This window comes from uncultured Brevundimonas sp. (assembly GCF_963975535.1).
Lineage (GTDB): Bacteria > Pseudomonadota > Alphaproteobacteria > Caulobacterales > Caulobacteraceae > Brevundimonas.
In genome coordinates this window covers 107262-127149 of sequence record NZ_CAXBHE010000008.1, presented here as the reverse complement: position 1 = coordinate 127149, position 19888 = coordinate 107262, and the positions used below count along the sequence as shown (strand labels likewise).

The window sequence follows — 19888 nt, the reverse complement described above, 5'->3', positions numbered from 1 at the left end:
ATAGGCGGCGCCCGTCAGGTCCGCCGTCGGGTCGTCAGGCCTCCCAGCCGCAGGGCTTGCCGCGGTTCTGTTCCGTCAGCCAGACGTTGAGCGGGGCGAAATACTCCGTCACCGCCGAGGCGTCGTTGCGGCGTTCGCCGGTGAAGGCGGCCATGGCTTCCGGCCAGGGGCGGGACTGGCCCATTTCCATCATCGCGTTGAAGCGTTGGCCGACCGCCTCATTGCCGTAGATCGAGCAGCGATGCAGCGGTCCGGTCCAGCCGGCCTGCTTGCAGGCCGCGCGCTGGAACTGGAACTGGTAGATGTGGGCCAGGAAATAGCGGGTGTAGGGCGTGTTTCCGGGGATGTGATATTTGGCCCCCGGATCGAAGGCCCCTTCCGGACGTGGTCCCGGCGGCACCAGTCCCTGGTATTTCAGCATGTCGGCCGACCAGGCGTCATTGTAGTGGGCCGGGTCGGTCTTGCCGCTGAACACGTCCCAGCGCCAGCGGTCGACCATCAGGCCGAACGGCAGGAAGGCGATCTTGTCGAGCGCCATCTTGAGCAGGAAGGGAATGTCCTCGGATGCACCCGGGACCGTGTCGAGCAGGCCGATCTGGTTCAGATACGTCGGGGTCAGGGCTGACAGGCCGACGAAATCGCCGATCGCCTCGTGGAAGCCGTCGTTCGCCCCGTTCTTGAACAGGAACGGCTGATCCTTGTAGGCGCGCTGGTAGTAGTTGTGACCCAGCTCGTGGTGGACTGTGTAGAAGTCGTCGGCGTTGACCTGGGTGCACATCTTGATGCGGAGATCGTCGCGGTTGTCGACGTCCCAGGCCGAGGCGTGGCAGACCACCTCACGGTCGCGCGGCCGGGTGATCTGGCTGCGTTCCCAGAAGGTATCGGGCAGGGGGTCCAGGCCCAGCGATGTGTAGAAGCCCTCGCCGGTGCGGACCATCCTGGTCGCGTCATAGCCGGCCCGGGTCAGCAGTTCGGTCATGTCATAGCTGGACGCGCCGCCGGTGGTCGGGGCCACGACGTCATAGATGTTGCCCCACTGCTGCGACCACATATTGCCCAGAAGGTCGGCGCGGATCGGGCCGGCGGCCGGCTGGACCGCATCGCCGTATTTCGCGTTCAGCCGGGCGCGGACATAGCAGTGCAGGTTCTCGTAGAAGGGTTTGACCTGCTCCCACAGCCGGTCGGTCTCGGCCGCGAAGGCGTCGGGTTCCATGTCATAGCCCGCGCGCCACATCGCCCCGGTGTCGGCGAAGCCCAGATCGCGCGAACCTTCATTGGCGATCTCGACCATGCGGGCATAGTCGTCGGCCATGACCGGCGAGATGGTGCGCCAGCCCTCGTACAGGGCCTTGGTTTCGGCCGGATTTCGGCTCTGGGCCAGCATCTCGGTTGCATCGTCGAGCGTGATCTCGCGCCCCTGATACTCGAATTTGCCGGTCGCATAGGTCGAGTCCAGCCGGGTCGTGATCTCGGCCAGTTCCGCGGCCGCGCCGGGCCGGTTGGGGGCGGGCAGGACAATGCCGAGGCGCAGCAGGTTCAGCTTGCGCCGCACTTCTTCCGGCACCCGGACGTCGTTGAAGCGCGCGGCTTCGGTGGCCAGTTGGACCTGCAGCTCGGTGACCTGGGCATTGGCACGCGATTCCAGCCACATGGTGTCGAAGGTGATGTTGGTGGCCCGCACCCACTGCACCCGGGCGGCATATTCGAACAGATCGGCCAGCCGGGCCTCGGCGTCGGCGACGAAGGCGGTCGCGCCGGCGGCGGTGACGGGGAAGGATCCGGTGTCGGCGGGGGCAGCCCCCTGGGGCCCGGGCGCGGGAACCGTCGCGCCGGTCATGCCTGCGCAGCCGACCGCGGCGATGGCGAGGGTGCAGGCGGCCGCGGCCGTCATCAACTGGCGCTTCATGGGGTGTCCTCCGGTTCGCCGGGGTTTCGATCCCCGACTGAATTGCAGCGCCATTGGCCGCCACCGGGTCCGTCGCGTCAAGCTGGGCCGTTCAGCGCAAGACGCAGACGGCCAGGCCTTCGTTGCGCACGGTGCCCATCGCGGCCTGGACCCGGGAGGCGCGGCGACGGACGTAGGGACCGGGATCGCTGGCCTTGTACCGCCGGGGGCTGGGCAGGATGGCGGCCAGCCGCGCGGCCTCGCGCGCGGTCAGGGCATCGGCACTCTTGCCGTACCAGTGTCGGGCTGCGGCCTCGGCACCATAGACCCCCGGGGCCCATTCGGCGACGTTCAGATAGACCTCCACGATCCGGCGCTTGGACCAGACGGTCTCGATCAGCACCGTATAGCCGGCCTCCAGCCCCTTGCGGACCCAGCTGCGGCCCGGCCACAGGAAGACGTTCTTGGCCGTCTGCTGGCTGATGGTCGAGCCCCCCCGCACCCGGCGGCCGCGGGCGTTGTCATCCATCGCCTTCTCGATCGCCTGGAAATCGAAGCCGTCATGGCTGCAGAAGCGCGCGTCCTCGGAGGCGATGACAGCCTCGACCAGACGCGGCGAGATATGGTTGAGCGAGCGCCAGCGGTAGTCGAGCCCGTGGCCGGCCACAGCCTGGCTGACCATCAACAATGTGGTCGGGGGCGGTACGACGGCGTGCACCAGCACGCCTCCGATCGGCAACAGCACCAGCGCCAGCAACAGGATCAGCAGCGTTCGGCCGAATTTCATGGTGTCAGACGCCCCCGCCGTTCGCGCCATGATCGCGATCCTGACGCCGGGCGCAAGCTTTCAGAGGTCGACCACACCGGCCTGGCCGTCTTCACCGGCCCAGGCAGCCGCGCCGCCGTCCGACCGCATGGCCAGGGCGGTGATGGCGGCACCCTTGTCGGCGCGGACGAAATTCAGGCCGCGACCGGCGGGGTCCGCGACCCAGACCCGCCCGTCGTTCAGCCCCGCGACCAGACTGCCGTGATCGGCTCGCGCCGCCACCATCGTCACCAGGCTGGATTCGTCGAAGCCGATCTCCGTGGCCTCGCGCCCCATCGGCCCGTTGCTGCCGGTGAAGGGCCACAGCACCACACCCTGGGCCCCGGCCGTGGCCAGCAGCTGGCCGTTCGACAGGAAGGCCAGCGACCGCACCTTGGACGGATAGCCGCCCATCCGCAGGTTCTTGCCGTCCTTCAGCCGCCAGCCGTGCAGCTGGTTGTCCTGCATGGCGGTGACGACGAAGGCCCCGTCGGGCGAAAAGGCCACGCCGGTATGGGAACCGGCCCATTTCAGCAGGGTCGGCTTCTGCTGGGCGATTCGTGCCAGCCACAGGGCCGCGCCGCCATAGGTCGAGGTGGCGATTCGCCGTCCCTTGGGGTCGAAGGCGATGCCGGAGACGGTGCGCTCGTGCTGGAAGTCGCGGCGGAAGGCCGGGTCGGCGGCGTCGATCACCGTCAGGGTGCGGCCGGCGGCAAAGGCGATCAGGCCGGTGGCGGGCGCGGTGTCCAGGGCGTCGATCCATTGGCCCGGCGTCTCGACCAGCACCTGGCTGCCGTCGCGGCGGGTCCAGGCGACCTTGCCGTCATCACCGCCGGTGACGACGCCGTCGCCGGACGGATGAACCGCCGCGCTGAGCACGGCCCCGTCGTGGACGTCGAACCGTTCACCGCCGGCGAACCGTACCGAGCCGTCACCCAGGGCGAAGGCCGCGCCGGTGTTGTCGAACAGGGCCGCGGTGACCTGGGCGTCGAAACTGAAATTCGTCGACATCGTCCTAGCCCTCACCGAAGCCGGTGCCCGCGACGCGCGGCTGGCAGCGGATCAGGCGCGAGTCGGCCACGGCGGCCTGCCGATGGACCACGGCCCGCTGATATTCCGGATCCCGAACCATGACGATAAACCGTTCGGCGGTCTCATACTGCACGATGAAGGCCAGATCCCAGGCCTCGTCAGCCGGGCCGATCAGGGTCAGGTCGGGACGTCCCAGCCAGACCTGAACACCGCCGGAGCGGGCAAAGGGGGCGGCGGCGGCGCGGCCATAGGCGGCATAGGCCTCGGCCCCGGTCCGGGCGAGGGCATGGTCGGGGTGGTCGGCGGGATAGGCGGCGGCCTCACGGAACCGCACCAGATTGATCATGGCGATCGGCTGATCGGCGGGCAGGTCGCGGAAGGCCGTCATCGCCTCGCGGGTCGGATCGACGAAACCGGTCATGCGGCACAGGCCTCGAACCCGGCCTTCAGCGCCGCCTCGTCCAGATCACGCCCGATGAAGACGGCGCGACTCCAGCGGCGCTCGTCGGGCCCCCATTCGCGCTGAAGGTCACCCTCGAGGATCATATGCACGGCCTGGAACACCAGCCGCCGGTCCTCGCCCTGAACATCGATGATGCCCTTGGCGCGCAGGATGTTCTGGCCCTGCTCGCCCAGCAGCCGGTCCAGCCAGGCGGTGAATTTCGCGCCGTTCATCGGGCCGTCGATCGACAGGGAGATACCCTTGATGTCGTCCTCGTGCGCGTGACCGCGGGCCCCGTGGTCGTGGCCGTGATCGTGTCCGTGGTCATGGTCGTGGTCGTGGTCGTGGTCGTGGCCGCAGTGTTTATCGTGCACATGGCCGGCCTCACCGTGGGCGGGATTGGCGAACTCGGGATTGATGTCGAGGATGCGGTCCAGGTCGAAGCCGCCGAGGCCGAGGATCTGGTCCAGCGGCACATCGGCGCGTTCGGCCCGGGTGATCGGGGCCAGCGGGTTCAGCCTGCGCAGCCGGGCCTCGACCGCGACCAGCTCCGCCGGCGAGGCGAGGTCGACCTTGTTGAGAATGATGCGGTCGGCGAAGGCGACCTGCTCGCGGGCCTCCCTGGAGTCGTCCAGCCGCGCCATCACATGTTTGGCGTCGACCAGACAGGTGACGCTGTCCAGCTGTGTCTTCGCCTTGACGTCCTCGTCGACGAAGAAGGTCTGGGCCACCGGACCCGGATCGGCCAGGCCGGTGGTCTCGACGATGATGGCGTCAAAGGCCGGCTGACCCGGGCGCTGGCGCTTCATCAGGCCGGCGACGACGCGGATCAGGTCGCCGCGCACCGTGCAGCAGACGCAGCCGTTGTTCATCTCGAACACATCCTCGTCGGCCCCGACCACGAGGTCGTTGTCGATGCCGATCTCGCCGAACTCATTGACGATGACGGCATAGCGCTTGCCGTGGTCGCCGGTGAGGATGCGGTTCAGCAGGGTCGTCTTGCCGGCGCCGAGATAGCCGGTGAGGACGGTGACGGGGATCTTGTCGGAATGCGGAGAGGTCATGCCGCGCTAGATGGCGGCTCGCGACGGCCTTGTGAAGACTCAGCAGTCCGGACAGTCGGGCGACGGCCCGGTTTCCAGTTGCAGGGTCGTGTGCCGGATGCCGAATTTGTCGCGGGCCAGAGCCTGCGCCTCCGCCAGCAGGGCGGCGGCATCGACCCGGTCGTGGACCACGTGGACGGTCAGGGCCGCCTCGGTGGTCGACAGGCCCCAGACGTGCAGGTCATGTACGGCGCGGACCCCTGGCAGGGCCGACAGGGCCGCCCGCACGGCCTCGACGTCGATGTGGGCCGGGGCCGCGTCGATGGCCAGGCTGACCGAGTCCTTCAGCAGGCCCCAGGTGCCGATCAGGATCACGATGACGATGGCGACGCTGATCAGGGGATCGAGGATCGACCAGCCGGTGACCATGATCAGCGCCCCGACCACGACCACGCCCAGCGATATGCCGGCGTCGGCCATCATGTGCAGATAGGCCCCGCGGGCGTTCAGATCGCTGTGCTGGTCGCGCATGAACATAAGGGCGGTGCCCAGATTGATGACGAAGCCGATGCCGGCCACGATCATCACCACACCCGAGGCCACCGGTGCGGGCTCGGCCAGACGGCGCACGACCTCGAAGGCGATGGCCCCGCAGGCGAAGATCAACAGCAGGGCGTTGGCCAGGGCGGCCAGGACGGTGGCCTTGCCGTAGCCGTAGGTCAGATTCTGGCCGCTGGACCGGCGGACCAGCCAGGCCGCCCCGCCGGCCATGGCCAGGCCGAGCACGTCCGACAGATTGTGCCCGGCGTCGGCCAGCAGGGCCGCGGAGCCGCTGAACAGGCCGGCCACGACCTCGCAGACGACAAAGGCCAGATTGACGAGCAGGCCGACGGCATAGCGCCAGTCGCCGGTGTCCACCGGTCCGTGGCTGTGACCGCCGTGCCCATGGCTGTGCCCGTGCCCGTGGCCGTGGTCGTGAGTGTGGGCAGGGTGATCGTGCGAAGCGGCCATAGGCCGGACCCTAGAGCCAGATCGTCGGGGAGGGAATCGCGCGCGTCAGTGGCGGTAGAGGAAAATGATCACGGCCAGCCCGATCAGCACCAGACCGAGCACGGCCCCTTCATAGCGGGCCCAGCGTTCCAGCCTCAGCAAAGAGGCCCCGGCCCGGGCCAGGGCGGTGAAGACGGCCATGCCCAGCACCGTGCCCAGGGCCAGCATCAGCGTCAGCAGGGCCAGGGTCGGCAGGCCCGCCGTGGCCGAATGCAGATACAGCGGCAACAGGACCTCGCCCGGCGAAACCGCCATCATGATAACCAGACCCAGCATGGCGGCCCGGTCCGAAACGGCGGGCGCGGGCGTCCGCAGGCTGGGGTCGTCCGGGGTGACGGCGTGAACCCACAGCGATCGCCCCAGATAGAACAGGCCGAACATCAGCAGCAGGCCGGCCGACAGATTGGGCAACAGGCCCCGCACCCAGGAGTCCAGCGCCAGGGCTGCGACCACGATCAGCAGGCCGAACAGGGCGGTCGAGGCGATATGGGCCAGGCCGGCGGCGGTGACGGTGGCCAGGGAGCGCGGCCCGCTCCAGCCCTGCGCCCGGCCCACCAGGACAAACGGCAGCCAGTGGGTCGGCAGGGCCGCATGCAGGAAGGCCGCGACGAATCCACCGCCGAGCAGGGACAGAAGGACCGGGGGTTGCAGATCGGGCGGCGACATCGGCCGCTGCATAACCTGTTACTATATAACGGTCGAGGCCAATTCCGTCAGGAATGAAGACTGCGCCGGTCCAGCGGCAGGCCGGACGCCCCCGGTCGACGCCGGCGCGCCACGGTCTGGTAGACCAGTACCGACCCCCGTTCGAACCCCTTGGCGAACAGGGCGAAATAGATCAGCCACAGCCGGGTCCTGGCGTCCCCGACCAGGGCACGGGCCTGGTCGCGAGCCAGGTAGAGACGTTGTGACCAGGTGCGCAATGTCAGTTCGAAATGCTCGCGCATATTCTCCACGTCCAGGACCTCGAAGCCCGAGCGGCCGAGGTTGGTGACGGTCATGCCGATGGTGTCCAGCTCGCCGCCGGGGAAGATGAAGCGGGTGATGACCCGGGTGGTCGGTGTCGGGCGGATCGGGCCGCGGCCGCCGCGCCGCACCGAGGCCTGGTGGAAATAGAGGCCGCCCGGTTTCAGCAGCCGGTGCATTTCGGCGAAATGCCGGTCGTGGTTGGCCAGGCCGACGTGTTCGAACATCTCGACCTGGGAGATGGCGTCATAGGTCACCCCCGGGTCGATCTCGCGATAGTCCTTCAGTTCCAGGGTGACCAGATGATCCAGGCCCAGGGCGCTGACCCGGGCGTGGCCATGGTCGAGCTGGGCCTGGGACAGGGTCACACCATGTACCTCGACCCCGTAGTTCTGTGCGGCCCAGCACGCCAGACCGCCCCAGCCGCAGCCGACGTCCAGCAGGGTCTGTCCCGGCCGCAGCCGCAATTTGCGGCAGATCCGGTCCAGCTTTTCGGTCTGGGCCTCTTCGAGCGTGGCGTCCGGGCGGGTGAAATAGGCGCTCGAATAGGTCAGGCCCGGATCGAGGAAGAGGGCATAGAAATCGTTGGAGACATCATAGTGGAAACGGATGAAGTCCGGGTCCCGCCGGCCGGCCTGTCCGGCACCGATCCCCTCGCGCCCGGTCTGGTCATAGCTGGCCGGCGCGCGCTCCACGCGATCCCGGCCCCACAGGAAGTGCAGGGCCTGCCGGGCCAGCAGCCATTTGTCGACGCGCCGGGCTAGGTGCACGGCGCGGCCGTGGTCCCAGCGGTCGGCCGCCTCCAGCGGACTGCCGCCCTCGATGGCGAGGTCGCCGGTCGCGAACAGTTCGAACAGGGTCATCAACCCCGGCTTCAGCAGAAGGCGGCGGATGACGGCGGGACCGGCAATCACGATCTGGATGTCGGTGCGCGCGCCCGGCCCCAGCGGCAGCACCTGTCCGTCCCAAAGCCGGACCGACAGGTCGGCCTGCAGATGTCCGGCGACATGGGCGATGACCGTCCGGGCAGCCTGAATGCGGCGATCCGCTCGGTCCGTCATGGGGTGTCGTGATCCTCGGTTCGTCGCCAGATTTGGCACGACGGCGGAAAACCGGCTAGGTCATCCGGCGAATTCGCGGGTTTCGCGGCCTTTCGGGCCCGTTTCACGTTGACTCCGCGAGCCTCGTCCGTATATGTCGCCGCTCTTCGCCCGCGGGGTTTGCCCGGCGGGCGCTATCTTTTTTGCGTTTACGCTGAGGCTTCAAATGTACGCGGTGATCAAGACCGGCGGCAAGCAGTACCGGGTCCAACCGGGCGACGTTATCGTCGTCGAAAAGCTGGATGGTGATGCGGGTGCCGAGATGTCGTTCGGCGACGTGCTCATGCTGGGCGGTGACAAGGGTGTGACCCTTGGTGCCCCCCTGATCTCCGGCGCCTCGGTCGCCGCGACCCTGGTCGAAACCCGCAAGGGTGAGAAGATCAAGATCTTCAAGAAGACCCGTCGCCAGGGCTATCGCCGTACCAACGGCCATCGCCAGATGGAATCGGTCCTGCGCATCACCGGCATCGCCGGTGCCGGCGAGACCGCCAAATGGGACGGCACGGTCGACCTGATGACCAAGGCCGAGATGAACCTTCGTGCCCGTGGCCTGGCCCCGCGCGTCGACGAGACCGAGGCCAAGCCGGCCAAGGCCCCGAAGGCCGCCGCGACCGCCAAGGCCGCTCCGGTCAAGAAGGCCGCCGCGCCCAAGGCTGAAAAGCCCGAAGCCAAGAAGGCTCCCGCCAAGAAGGCCCCCGCCAAGAAGGCGGACAAGGCCGGCGACGACGCCTAATCCGAGTTCAACCCGCACCGCAGACGGTGCGACGCGCGCAGGCGCAAACTGAAGAGTGACGGAGCAGACCTATGGCTCACAAAAAATCCGGTGGTTCGTCGCGTAACGGTCGCGACTCCGAGTCGAAGCGCCTTGGCGTGAAGAAGTTCGGCGGCGAGCGCGTGCTGGCCGGCAACATCCTCGTGCGCCAGCGCGGCACCACCTTCCACCCGGGTGACAATGTCGGCCTCGGTCGCGATCACACCCTGTTCGCCCTTGCCCACGGCGCGGTGAAATTCACCACCAAACGTGGCGGCCGTTGTTACGTCTCCATTATGCCGGCCAACGACACTGTGGCGATGGCCGCCGAGTAGCGCGAAACGGATACCTCCCGGATCGCGCATGGCTCGAAGAGCTGCGATCCGGACCAGGGAATTTTTCCGCGGGGAGTCTGGGTCAACCAGGCTCCCCGTTTGCGTTTCCCCGCCTCGAAGCCCGCCCGAGCCCTGACTCAAGGACGGCGGCGCACACTTCGCGAGGCGCCCATGTGCGTGATCGAAATCTCTCCTGTCGTCGAGACGCGACGTCTGGTTCTGCGCGCGCCCCGTCCGCAGGACGCGCTGCGTCTGGCGGCCCTGGCCAATGATATCGACGTGGCGCGCATGACGCTGCGGATGCCGCATCCCTATGCCGTCGGCGACGCCGAAGGCTTTATCGACTCGCTCCAGGGGCAGGACCCCCGGCGCGGGGCGACCTTCCTGATCGACCATGAAGACCTGGGGCCTGTCGGCGTCATCGGGCTGTTCGAGGACGCCGATCCCGCACCCGAGACGGGCTACTGGATCGGCCGGCCGTTCTGGGGCCGGGGGTTCGCCACCGAGGCGCTGGAGGGGGCGTTGGTCTGGGCCGGCCGCCACTGGAAGCGTCGTGCCCTGGTGGCCGGCCATTTCCCGGACAATCCGGCCTCGGGCCGGGTGCTGGAGAAGGCAGGCTTTCTCTATACGGGTGAGGTCCGGCAGGCGTTCAGCCGGGCGCGTAACGCCCCGACCGATATCCGCCGGATGGTGTGGCTGGCCTAGACGTTCGCGGTGCGGGTCGCAGCGTCGGGAATCCGAAAAGGGGGTCCGGCGTCAAACCGGCGCGACCTGGCTCTAGCCGAACAGGGCCGGGCTGAACACGGCGGCGGCGGCGATGGCCACGCCGATCACCGTGGCGATGGCCCCGGCGATGAAGGCCCCGGCCATGCGGGCGCGACGCCGGCGCAGACCGCCGGTCCGTACAGACCGGATCATCACCTGCGGGGTGCGGTCAAAGGCCTCGGAACCCGAGATATTGTGCTGGGACATGGACGCCTCCCGATTGACTGGATCCCCCGAGGGGGAGTTGCCCCAAAGGCGGGGACGATACGGCCAAAGGATGGCGAACGGCGGTTACCAACGGTTCTGTGATCGCCTTGACCGTATGGTCCTACCCCCGCAGTCCGGTGCCGCCTAGCCGCAATAGACGAGGCGACCGCTGTAGGCGCGATAATAGCCGCTGGCCGGGTCGTAGGATCGGTAGTTTGACCGGCACCAGGCCATGCGCCGGGCGTCCCGGCCGGCGCGGTGGTCATTGTTCGCATAGACCAGGTCGGGGCGGCCGTAGGCCCCGTGCCATGCCTCGCCCCGGTCGGTGTCCAGGGGGGCGTACCCATAGCCGCGGCGACGCGACGAATAGCCATACCGGCTGCCGCCGTGCGCGGCCGGACGCCCGTAGTAGGGATCGGAGTGGCCATAGCCCGGACTGTTCCAGCCGTAACCGTATCCATAGCCGCTGGACCGGCGCTGATCGCGCCACGGAGCGGCGCAGTCGGTACGATGGGCGTCCCAGAAGGCGTCGCAGCGATAGTCGCCCGGCCGGTCCAGCTGGCTGCGCCAGCCGGCCGTCGCCGGCACCGACCCCCAGCTCGTGCGGGCCTGCCCATAGTCACGACCGTAGTCACGACCGTAGTCCCGGTCATGATCGCGGCCATAGTCCCGGGAGCCGTGATCATAATACTGGGCCGCGGCCGGTGCGGCGGCGAGGGTCAGGGCGGCAACGAACAGGGCGGCCGGCATCAGGGCGGGGCGACGCATGGTTAACTCCCGGAAACGGCCCGTCCCGAGGGGGCGGACCCGGTTGAACGCACGGACACTGTCTACAGGGTGATATTCACGGTACGGCCGCCACGCGTCTCGACGCGGCGCATCAGCACGACCCGCTCGCCGCCGGCGCTGACCGGGGTGATGACGAACCAGCCACCGTCAGGCAGGCCGGTGAAGCTGAAGCGGCCGTTATTGCAGGTGGTGGACCGGACGAAGGACCGATAGTCGGCGTTGGGATCGGACACGGTGCGGGCGCGCACGACCGCCTCGGGCACGGCGGCCCGGTCGATCGATCCGTACAGGATGTTGAAGCGGTTCCGCGTATACGGGGTGTCCGGCGTCAGGGCGACCGAGCCGGTGCATTCATAGGTCTGGCCGTCGCGACGGAAATCGACTCGCCCGTTGATCGCGGCCTGGCCGGTGCGGGCCGACCAGGCAAAGGCCTCGGCATTGAAGGCCGTCGACACTGGAGGTCTGTACGGAGTCGAGCCGGTGGTCGGCGCACAGGCCGCGCCGAAAACGGCCACGGCGGCGAGGGCGAGCAGGGGGCGGATCGACATGGGGCGGACTCCGGTAATTCGTCGGGCAGTCTATATCCTCATCACGCCTAACGCAGCGGCCAAGGTCAAGGTTGCGACGACAGTCGCTGTGGGCCAAAACCGCAGCCATGACCGGACGAGGTTCGGCACCGGAAGCGTCAGGATCGTTCATGACCGTCACCTTCGCCGACATCCAGGCCGCCCAGCAGCGGATCGCCGGTCAGGTCGATCGCACCCCCGTTCGCCACTCCCGGCGGCTGTCGCAGCGCACCGGGGCCGAGGTCTGGGTCAAATACGACAACCTCCATTTCACCGGCTCGTTCAAGGAGCGCGGAGCCCTGAACCGGCTCAGCCAGCTGACGCCCGACGAACGCCGGCGCGGCGTGGTCGCGGCCTCGGCCGGCAACCACGCCCAGGCCCTAGCCTACCACGGGGGGCGTCTGGGCATTCCGGTGACCATCGTCATGCCTGTGGGCACGCCCTTCACCAAGGTCGACGGAACCCGCGCGCACGGGGCCACCGTCGTGATCCACGGGGCCGATTTCTCCGGATCCTCCGAGGAGGCCAAACGGCTCCAGGTCGAGCATGGCTATGTTTTCATCTCGGCCTTCGATGATGCAGGCATCGTCGCCGGCCAGGGTGTCTGCGCCATCGAATTTCTCGAAGATGCGCCGGATCTCGATGCCCTGATCATTCCGATCGGCGGCGGCGGTCTGATCGCCGGCTGTTCGATCGCGGCCCGGGCGATCAGGCCCGACATCCGCATCTTCGGTGTCGAGGCCGCCATGTATCCGTCCTTCAGCGCGCGCCGGAAGGGCGAAACGCCGAAATGCGGTGGCGCGACCATCGCCGAGGGTATCGCCATCAAGGCGGTCGGCGACATTCCCTTCGCCCTGGCCGACCCGTTGGTCGAGGATGTGCTCGTCTGTGAGGAAGAGGATTTCGAAAAGGCCGTGGCCCTGTATGCGACGCTGGAGAAGACCGTCGCCGAGGGCGCGGGCGCGGGCGGCCTGGCCGCCCTGCTGGCCCACCCGGACCGCTTCCGCGGCATGAAGGTCGGGCTGGTGCTGTGCGGCGGCAATATCGACGCGCGGATGCTGGCCGTGGTCCTGAACCGCGAGATGGTGCGCGAGCGGCGGCTGGTCGTTTTCCGCATTCTCAGCGACGACCGGCCCGGCATTCTGTCGACGATGGCGGCGGTGATCGGCGACGTCGGCGGCAACATCATCGACGTCGTCCACAACCGTCTGGCGCTGGATGTTCCGGCCAAGGGGGCGGAGTTCGACATCATGGTCGAAACGCGCGATAGCGCCCATGCCGACGCGATCGGCGAGGCCTTGAAGGACAAGGGTTATGCGCTTCGGATGGGGTAGGGCTGCGGTCCTTTCGCTGGCACTGCTGGTCGCGGCCTGCGGCGGTGATGCGGCACCGGATGCCGATCTGGCCGCCAACGCCCGGGCGGCCGAGTTCTTCCTGACCAACAATGCCCGGGTCGAGGGGGTCCAGACCCTGCCGTCCGGCCTCCAGTACAAGGTGATCGCGGCGGGGCCGGCCGGTGGGCAAAGCCCCGACGGCAATGACCTGGTCCGGGTCGACTATGAAGGCTCGCTCACCGACGGCACCGTCTTCGACAGTTCGTTCGCCCGGGGCACGCCCTATGTGACGACGCCGGCGGACGTGGTGCCCGGATGGACCGAGGCCCTGCAGCGGATGAAGGTCGGCGACGAGTGGCTGCTCTATGTGCCGCCGGCCCTGGGCTATGGCGAACGCGGCGGCCCGCCGAAAATCCCGGGCAATGCGGTGCTGGTGTTCCGGATCAAGCTGCTGGACGTGGCCCACACGCCGGGCGGCGGCACCGGTGTCGGCACCGCCATGGGCTAGGGGCGTTCGCCACTTCGCCATTCCGCCAGCACCTCCGGATCGGCTTCAACGGCCGCCCGCTGCACCGCCAGAACAGCGAAGGCGTCATCCGCCATCAGACGTGACAGGGCCCAGACGGCCGCGCCGCGCACCAGCGGTGCCGGGTCGTCGATCAGCCGGGTCGCCACGGGGATCAGGGCATCGTCCGCGCTGTTGCCGATCGCGTACAGGACATTGCGCAGGAACCGGGCCCGACCGATGCGCTTGACCGGGCTCTTGGAGAACAGGGTGCGGAAGGCGGCATCGTCCAGCGTGGCCAGTTCGGCCAGCCGCGGTCCGTTCAGGCCGTCACGCGCCTGTAGCCGGGCCTCGCGTGACGCCGCGGCGAACTTGTTCCATGGACACACCGCCAGACAGTCATCACAGCCATAGATGCGGCTGCCGGTCGCCGCGCGGAACGCGACCGGCCACGGCCCCGGAAATTCGATGGTCAGATAGGACAGGCAGCGGCGGGCATCCAGCTGGAACGGGGCCGGGAAGGCCCGGGTCGGGCAGATGTCCAGACAGGCGGTGCAGCTGCCGCAATGTTCGGTCTCGGGCGCGTCGACCGGGAGGACGGCGGCGCTGAGGATGACGCCGAGGAACAGCCAGTTGCCGTGTTCCCGCGACAGCAGATTGGTGTGTTTGCCCTGCCAGCCGAGCCCGGCCCGCTGGGCCAGCGGCTTTTCCATCAACGGGGCCGTATCCACGAACACCTTGACGTCCTCGCCGGTGCGGGCCGCGACCTGTCCGGCCAGGGTCTTCAGCCGCCCCTTGATCAGCTCGTGATAGTCGTCACCCCGGGCATAGACCGAGACATAGCCGGCCGAGCGGTCGGCCAGTTCGGGCAGGGGGTCATGGTCGGGGCCGTAGTTGAGGCCGAGGACGATGGCCGTGCGCGCCTCGCTCCACATGGCGGTGGGGTGGCTGCGGCGCTCGAGCGTCGTCTCCATCCAGCCCATTTCGCCGTGCCGCCCGGCCTCGACGAAATGCGCCAGCCGTTCGCCCGCGCTCCACGGCTCGGCCGCCGAGGCGAACCGGCAGGCGTCGAAACCCAGGGTGGCGGCGCTGTCGCGGATGGATTGACGGAGGTCGGTCGCCATGGGCGTCGTTTGACGCGCCGCGCCCTAGAAGTCGAGGTCGGTATAATGGGCCGACGGCTGCAGGCCCTGGAACCGGTCGGCCAGCAGGGGCCGGAAACAGGGCCGCGACTTCAGCTTCATGTACCAGGTCTTCAGCGCCGGACAGGATTTCCAGGCGATCTCGCCGAAATAGTCGAGCACCGACAGATGGGCGGCGGCGACGATGTCGGCCTGGCTGAGGCGCCGACCGGCCAGCCAGTCGCGCTGGGCGGCAAGATCCTCCAGCATCGTCAGGTGAGCGCGCAACGCCTCGCGACCCTCGCGCAGGGCCCGGGCTTCGGGCGGCCCCAGCCGCAGCAGCGGCTTTTCCATCCGCTCGTGCAGCAGGACGGCGTCGACCTCGTCGGTGAAGCGGCGGTCGAACCAGGTCACCAGCCGGCGGGCCTCCGCCCGTTCGCCGGGGTCGGCCGGCAGCAGGAAGGGGGTCTTGGACCGGTCTTCGAGCCAGCCCAGAACCGCGGCCGGTTCGCACAGCGTCAGTGCCTTGCCGGCCTCGCTGGTCTGGACCACCGGCGGCATGCCGGACGGGTTGAGCTCGCCGAGCGGGCAGCCCGGCTCCCAGGGGCGGACCAGGACCTCGGTCCACTCCACCCGGGCCTCGCCCAGGGCAAGGCGCGCCGTGCGCGAACCGGGGTCGAAGGGAAAATGAAACAGGACGCAGGCCGACATGCGAAATCCATGCGCCCGAGGGCGTTAATCGCCCGTTAGTGACACCGCCATTGTGCGTGTCAGGACCATGGCCCGCGCGGGGCCGGCTCGACTTCCGGCGCGGCTTCGGCCTCGGCCCCGGCCTCATCCACAGCTGGACCGGCGGTGGGGACACCCTCGGGTTCGGCGCGGCCGTGGGGGTCGGGATGGATCAGGATGTCCGCCATGGGGAAGGCTGCCAGCAGCCGGTTCTCGGCCTCGACAATGATCGCATGGGCCGCCTCGAGCGTCAGGGCCGGGTCCATGTCGACGTGCATCTGGATCATCATCACCGATCCGGCCATCCGGGTCCGCAGCTGATGGACACCATGGATCCGGGGGTCGGACAGGACGGCGGTGGTCACCGCGATCCGGTCGCTGTCGGGCACCGCCCGGTCCAGCAGATGGTCGGCCGCGCCTCTGAGCATGCCGAGCGCACCCCAGAACAACCAGACCGAGACCACCAGGCCGGCCGCCGCATCGAGGCCGGGGGCGGCGAGAAACGCGCCCGAGATCACACCGATCAGAACCACCGCATTGGCGGCCAGGTCGGCGGCGTAGTGGGCCCGGTCGGCGGCGATGGCCATGGACGCGCTTTGACGGATGGCCCGGGTCTGCATCCACACCAGACCCAGGGTCAGGACGGTCGAGATCAGGATGACGGTCACGCCCCAGCCTCCGGCGGTGACCGGGCGGGGATCAAAGATCCGCTGGATCGCCTCCCAGCCGATGAAGGTGGCCGAGGCGAACACGAGCCCGGCCTGGACCAGGGCGGCCAGGGCCTCGCCCTTGCCGCGTCCGAAGCGATGCTGCTCGCCGCCCGGTGCGGCGGCCCAGCGCACGGCGACGAAGGTCACCAGGGACGCCACCAGATCGAGCGCCGAGTCCGCCAGCGAGGCGAGGATCGATACCGAGCCGGACGCCCCAAGGGCAAAGGCCTTGAGGGCGATCAGAACCACCGCGACCCCGACCGACAGGCGCGTGACATTGCGCGCGGCGGTTTGGGCGTCCGTGTGCGTCGGTGTCGACGAGGGGGCAGGAGAGGTCATTGACGCCTTGTCGCCGATAGCCGCCGCCTTGCCAATGGCAGGGCACCGGACAGACCGATGACTTTTATCGCCTTGTTAGGCTTACCGTCACCAAACGGCCGCATCATGGGCGGGTACTGAGATCAGACCCGGACGTGGAGGGCGGCGTGCAGGCAATCGAAGACGTCACCCGACGCTGGATCGGACGCAACGAGGCGCTGGATCGTCTCGGGATCAAGACCCAGACCCTCTACGCCTACGTCAGCCGCGGGCGGATCATCGCCCGGCCCGACCCGGCGGATTCGCGGCGCAGTCTTTATGACGCCGAGGACATCGACCGGCTGCGCCGGGGCGAAGCTCCCGCGCTGCGTCCGGTCGTCGCGCCGGACCGCGCGGGTGGGCGCGGTGAGGCCGACATCGTCTCCTCGCTCAGCGTCGTGGCCGACGGGCGGCTGTTCTATCGCGGCCTCGATGCCGTTCAGCTGTCACAGCAGGCCACGCTCGAGGAAGTCGCCGGCCGGCTGTGGGGCCTGCGGGACGCCCAGCTGTTCACCGGAATCAAGCCACGGCTGGACGGGGTCATCGGCGTCTCGATCCGGGCGCGGACCTTCGCCATCCTGTCCCGCCGGGCCGAAGAAGACGTCACGTCGCGGGCCTGCGACGCGGAAACGCTCGGGCAACAGGCGGCCTGTATTCTCAACGAAACCATCGACGCCGCCTCGGGGCCGGGGCCCCGCCTGCATTTTCACCAGCGGCTGGCGCGGGCCTGGAAGACCATCGATCGCGATTCCCACATGATCCGGCGCGCGCTGGTGCTCGCGGCCGACGATGAGCTGGATCCGGCGATTCTGGCGGTGCGGGCCGCCGTCGGGGGCGGGGCGCCGCTCGCCGGTGCCGCCCTTGCCGGAATCACCACCCTGGTCGGGTCGACGATCGTGCAGGATTTGACGGACGCCTCCGCCTGGGTGGTTGAAGCGCGGCGTGGCCCGGTCGAGGCCAGTCGACGCCGTCTTCAGGACATCGGCAGCCTGCCGGGCTTCACGGCCGCAGCGGCAACCCCTGACGCCACGCGGGCGGCCGCGCTTCTGTCCGCCGCGGACCTGCCGGCCGACCTTCTCGCCGTGCTCCGGGCGGGCGAGGACATCGGTGGCGGCCAGGCGACCTTTGCGATGGCCCTGGCCATAATCGCCCGACGTCTCGAACTGCCGCGCCAGGGGGCGGCGGACCTGTTCATGCTGGGCCGTCTGACCGGCCTGCTGGGCCATGCCCTGGACCAGGCGACGAACGGCTCGCCTATCCGGGCCCGGCTGCGCTATGTGGGACCCGAACCCGGCGCGAATTGATTCCGCCAGACTCGATCGGAGCGTTCATGGCGGACTGGCTGGCGGCAATCATTCTGGGCCTGGTGGAGGGCCTGACCGAATTCATTCCGGTGTCCTCGACGGGTCACCTGTTGCTCACCCAGAAACTGCTCGGCCTGACGGATCCACGCTGGACCTCGTTCATCGTGCTGATCCAGATGGGGGCCATACTGGCGGTCGTCGCCCTGTATTTCGCCCGGCTGTGGAAGGTGCTGATCGGGCTGCCGACCGATCCGAAAGCGCGCCATTTCGCCCTCAGCGTGCTGATCGCCTTCCTGCCGTCGGTGCTGGTCGGCCTGCTGTTGTACGACTTCATCAAACTGGTGCTGTTCGACAGCGTGACCGTGATCTGTGTGTCCCTGATCGTGGGCGGGTTCGGCCTGATAATCCTCGAACGGTTCGCGCCGACCCCGAGCGCGGACGATGCCATGAGCCTGTCGTGGAAACGCTCCCTCGGCGTCGGCCTGTTTCAATGTCTGTCAGTCATTCCGGGCGTGTCCCGCTCGGGAGCCACCATTGCCGGCGGCCTGACACTGGGCCTCGACAAGCGCGCTGCCGCTGAATTTTCCTTCTTCCTGGCCATTCCGACCATGGTCGCGGCCTCGACCTGGGACATCATCCAGAGCGGCGCGGCGATCGACTGGGATTTCGGCGGCATCATCGCGATCGGTTTTGTCGTGTCCTTCGTGAGCGGCTGGGTCGTGGTCAAGGCGATGGTCGATTTCGTCGCCCGGCACGGCTTCACGCCCTTCGCCTGGTGGCGGATCGTGGTCGGGGTCGTGGGGCTGGGTCTGGTCTGGGGCGGCCTGGTCTAGGGCGAAAGCCGCGGGACTGGACACCGTCCGGCCCGGCCTGCGTTCCGGACTGAATCCGGGCCCGTTTTCGGCCTCAGGTCGATTCGCGCCGAAACAGACCCGGTCCAGGGGTGGCCCCGGCGGTCACCGGGTCGCGGCGACCGCGTCCCGCATCGCCGGATTTTCGGCAAATTGGCCGCCGCGGCGATAGCGCCACAGATAGGCCGGAGCGATGGCCTCGACCCCCGTCGGCTGGATATCGAGGGCTTCCAGCCCCTCGGCGTCCGGACTGACGACCGTATCGACCTTGAGCATTTCCACCTGATCCGCGGTCAGGACCGGGGCGATGCCGACGAGGGCGGTCAGCTGGGCCAGGTTGCCGATCATGCGCGCGACGAAAAAGGGCAGCGGAATCAGCGGGCGGCTGCGGTTCGTTTCCCGCAAGACCAGCTTCAGTACGGCCTCGAAAGTCATGACCGCCGGTCCGCCCAGCTCGAAAGTGCGTCCGGCGGCATCGACGCGGACCACCGCCCGGGCGATGGCCTCGGCCGTGTCGCCCACATAGACCGGCTGGAAGCGCGTCTGGCCGCCGCCGATCAACGGCAGGGCCGGCGCGATGGCGGCGAGGGCGGCGAAGCGGTTCAGGAAGTCGTCGCCGGCCCCGAAGACGATCGACGGCCGGACGATGACGGCGTCGGGCTTGACGTTGCGCACGGCGAGCTCGGCCTCGGCCTTGGAGCGCGCATAGGCGGCGTTGCTGTCCGGATTGGCCCCGATGGCCGATACCTGGACCAGGCGGTCGATGCCGGCCGCGGCGCAGGCCTCGGCGATCCGGCGCGCGCCGTCGATATGCAGGGTCTGGAATTTGCGCGACGGGGTTTCGTAAAGGATGCCGACCAGATTCACGGCGGCCGTCGCGCCGCGCAGGGCCTCGACCACGTCGGCCTCGCGGGTGATGTCGCAGCGGACCGGCTGGATCTGGCCGACGTCGCCCAGTGGCTTGAGATCATAGGCCTGGCCCGGGCGACGGACCGCGACCCGCACGCGCCAGCCGCGTTTGGCCAGGGCGCGAACCACCTGGGCCCCGACGAAACCGGAGCCGCCGAAAACTGTAACCAGGCCCGGGCTGAACTCACTCATGACGTGCTCCAGAAGAAAGTCTGCGCCGCCCGGAACACGGGCTGACCCGGGCGGGATAGACGATGCTTTTCGCCCCGGCAACGCAAAGACGGGAAAAGGGTTGTTGACCCGTCCGATGCGCTGCCTTAAGGGTCCGCGCC

Annotated in this window: 22 protein-coding genes; 7 read left to right on the top strand and 15 right to left on the bottom strand. The window is 68.6% G+C overall.

Annotated elements, in window-relative coordinates; translation table 11 throughout:
- Nucleotides 1-34: 34 nt before the first annotated feature.
- The 8 genes from AACZ75_RS12330 to AACZ75_RS12295 all read right to left on the bottom strand — a co-directional run bounded on the left by AACZ75_RS12330 (nucleotide 35) and on the right by AACZ75_RS12295 (nucleotide 8284).
- On the bottom strand, nucleotides 35-1906 hold the full coding sequence (locus AACZ75_RS12330) for a M2 family metallopeptidase (protein WP_339873181.1): 1872 nt from the start codon (nucleotides 1904-1906) through the stop codon (nucleotides 35-37).
- A gap of 91 nt (nucleotides 1907-1997) precedes the next feature.
- Nucleotides 1998-2702 (bottom strand): monofunctional biosynthetic peptidoglycan transglycosylase, encoded by a 705-nt coding sequence (mtgA, locus tag AACZ75_RS12325; RefSeq protein ID WP_339873179.1) that lies wholly within the window; start codon nucleotides 2700-2702, stop codon nucleotides 1998-2000.
- A gap of 30 nt (nucleotides 2703-2732) precedes the next feature.
- The gene (locus AACZ75_RS12320; RefSeq protein WP_339873177.1) at nucleotides 2733-3701 is read right to left on the bottom strand and encodes a WD40 repeat domain-containing protein; all 969 of its coding nucleotides are present in this window, start codon (nucleotides 3699-3701) and stop codon (nucleotides 2733-2735) included.
- Between the two features lie 4 nt (nucleotides 3702-3705).
- The gene (locus AACZ75_RS12315; protein WP_339873175.1) at nucleotides 3706-4143 is read right to left on the bottom strand and encodes a DUF1330 domain-containing protein; all 438 of its coding nucleotides are present in this window, start codon (nucleotides 4141-4143) and stop codon (nucleotides 3706-3708) included.
- Nucleotides 4140-5228 (bottom strand): GTP-binding protein, encoded by a 1089-nt coding sequence (locus tag AACZ75_RS12310; protein WP_339873173.1) that lies wholly within the window; start codon nucleotides 5226-5228, stop codon nucleotides 4140-4142. Before AACZ75_RS12310 ends, AACZ75_RS12315 begins: the two co-directional genes overlap by 4 nt.
- A gap of 39 nt (nucleotides 5229-5267) precedes the next feature.
- Nucleotides 5268-6218, bottom strand: a complete 951-nt coding sequence (locus AACZ75_RS12305; protein WP_339873172.1) for a cation diffusion facilitator family transporter — start codon at nucleotides 6216-6218, stop codon at nucleotides 5268-5270.
- Between the two features lie 45 nt (nucleotides 6219-6263).
- Nucleotides 6264-6923 carry a hypothetical protein gene (locus tag AACZ75_RS12300; RefSeq protein ID WP_339873171.1) on the bottom strand — a complete coding sequence of 220 codons (660 nt, stop codon included), beginning with the start codon at nucleotides 6921-6923 and terminating at the stop codon, nucleotides 6264-6266.
- 47 nt (nucleotides 6924-6970) lie between these two features.
- Entirely contained in the window at nucleotides 6971-8284 is a 1314-nt protein-coding gene (locus tag AACZ75_RS12295; protein ID WP_339873170.1) for a cyclopropane-fatty-acyl-phospholipid synthase family protein, read from the bottom strand.
- Nucleotides 8285-8489: 205 nt separating this feature from the next.
- On the opposite strand from AACZ75_RS12295, the gene rplU reads away from it, so the two are divergent.
- From rplU to AACZ75_RS12280, 3 genes are all read left to right on the top strand, one after another.
- Nucleotides 8490-9056: a 50S ribosomal protein L21 gene (rplU, locus tag AACZ75_RS12290; RefSeq protein WP_339873169.1), complete on the top strand. Its 567-nt coding sequence runs from the start codon at nucleotides 8490-8492 to the stop codon at nucleotides 9054-9056.
- 71 nt (nucleotides 9057-9127) lie between these two features.
- Nucleotides 9128-9409, top strand: a complete 282-nt coding sequence (gene rpmA, locus AACZ75_RS12285) for a 50S ribosomal protein L27 (protein ID WP_339873168.1) — start codon at nucleotides 9128-9130, stop codon at nucleotides 9407-9409.
- A gap of 171 nt (nucleotides 9410-9580) precedes the next feature.
- Complete coding sequence (locus tag AACZ75_RS12280; protein ID WP_339873166.1) at nucleotides 9581-10114, top strand: GNAT family N-acetyltransferase; 534 nt, start codon at nucleotides 9581-9583, stop codon at nucleotides 10112-10114.
- A gap of 72 nt (nucleotides 10115-10186) precedes the next feature.
- On the opposite strand, the gene AACZ75_RS12275 is transcribed toward AACZ75_RS12280, so the two are convergent.
- From AACZ75_RS12275 to AACZ75_RS12265, 3 genes are all read right to left on the bottom strand, one after another.
- Nucleotides 10187-10381 carry a hypothetical protein gene (locus AACZ75_RS12275; RefSeq protein WP_339873164.1) on the bottom strand — a complete coding sequence of 65 codons (195 nt, stop codon included), beginning with the start codon at nucleotides 10379-10381 and terminating at the stop codon, nucleotides 10187-10189.
- Nucleotides 10382-10525: 144 nt separating this feature from the next.
- Complete coding sequence (locus tag AACZ75_RS12270) at nucleotides 10526-11149, bottom strand: BA14K family protein (protein ID WP_339873163.1); 624 nt, start codon at nucleotides 11147-11149, stop codon at nucleotides 10526-10528.
- Between the two features lie 62 nt (nucleotides 11150-11211).
- Entirely contained in the window at nucleotides 11212-11718 is a 507-nt protein-coding gene (locus tag AACZ75_RS12265) for a hypothetical protein (RefSeq protein ID WP_339873162.1), read from the bottom strand.
- 149 nt (nucleotides 11719-11867) lie between these two features.
- Between AACZ75_RS12265 and AACZ75_RS12260 the strand changes: the two genes are divergently transcribed.
- Together AACZ75_RS12260 and AACZ75_RS12255 are read left to right on the top strand one after the other, a co-directional pair.
- Nucleotides 11868-13070 carry a threonine ammonia-lyase gene (locus AACZ75_RS12260; protein ID WP_339873160.1) on the top strand — a complete coding sequence of 401 codons (1203 nt, stop codon included), beginning with the start codon at nucleotides 11868-11870 and terminating at the stop codon, nucleotides 13068-13070.
- The gene (locus AACZ75_RS12255; protein ID WP_339873158.1) at nucleotides 13051-13578 is read left to right on the top strand and encodes an FKBP-type peptidyl-prolyl cis-trans isomerase; all 528 of its coding nucleotides are present in this window, start codon (nucleotides 13051-13053) and stop codon (nucleotides 13576-13578) included. The genes AACZ75_RS12260 and AACZ75_RS12255 overlap by 20 nt, the downstream gene beginning before the upstream one ends.
- Here AACZ75_RS12255 and queG read toward each other — a convergent pair.
- The 3 genes from queG to AACZ75_RS12240 are packed head-to-tail and all read right to left on the bottom strand — an operon-like array spanning nucleotide 13575 to nucleotide 16474.
- On the bottom strand, nucleotides 13575-14699 hold the full coding sequence (gene queG, locus AACZ75_RS12250; protein WP_339873156.1) for a tRNA epoxyqueuosine(34) reductase QueG: 1125 nt from the start codon (nucleotides 14697-14699) through the stop codon (nucleotides 13575-13577). The two genes, AACZ75_RS12255 and queG, sit on opposite strands and share 4 nt — an antisense overlap.
- 24 nt (nucleotides 14700-14723) lie before the next feature.
- Nucleotides 14724-15407, bottom strand: coding sequence for a glutathione S-transferase family protein (locus AACZ75_RS12245; protein ID WP_339873154.1), 684 nt, complete (start codon nucleotides 15405-15407; stop codon nucleotides 14724-14726).
- A gap of 59 nt (nucleotides 15408-15466) precedes the next feature.
- Nucleotides 15467-16474, bottom strand: coding sequence for a cation diffusion facilitator family transporter (locus tag AACZ75_RS12240; protein ID WP_339873152.1), 1008 nt, complete (start codon nucleotides 16472-16474; stop codon nucleotides 15467-15469).
- A gap of 146 nt (nucleotides 16475-16620) precedes the next feature.
- Here AACZ75_RS12240 and AACZ75_RS12235 point away from each other — a divergent pair, with 146 nt between their 5' ends.
- A complete protein-coding gene (locus AACZ75_RS12235) occupies nucleotides 16621-17796 on the top strand; it encodes a citrate/2-methylcitrate synthase (RefSeq protein ID WP_339873150.1) in 1176 nt (391 codons plus the stop codon).
- A gap of 26 nt (nucleotides 17797-17822) precedes the next feature.
- Nucleotides 17823-18629, top strand: coding sequence for an undecaprenyl-diphosphate phosphatase (locus AACZ75_RS12230; RefSeq protein WP_339873148.1), 807 nt, complete (start codon nucleotides 17823-17825; stop codon nucleotides 18627-18629).
- Nucleotides 18630-18752: 123 nt separating this feature from the next.
- On the opposite strand, the gene AACZ75_RS12225 is transcribed toward AACZ75_RS12230, so the two are convergent.
- On the bottom strand, nucleotides 18753-19748 hold the full coding sequence (locus tag AACZ75_RS12225) for a complex I NDUFA9 subunit family protein (protein WP_339873147.1): 996 nt from the start codon (nucleotides 19746-19748) through the stop codon (nucleotides 18753-18755).
- Nucleotides 19749-19888: the final 140 nt, after the last annotated feature.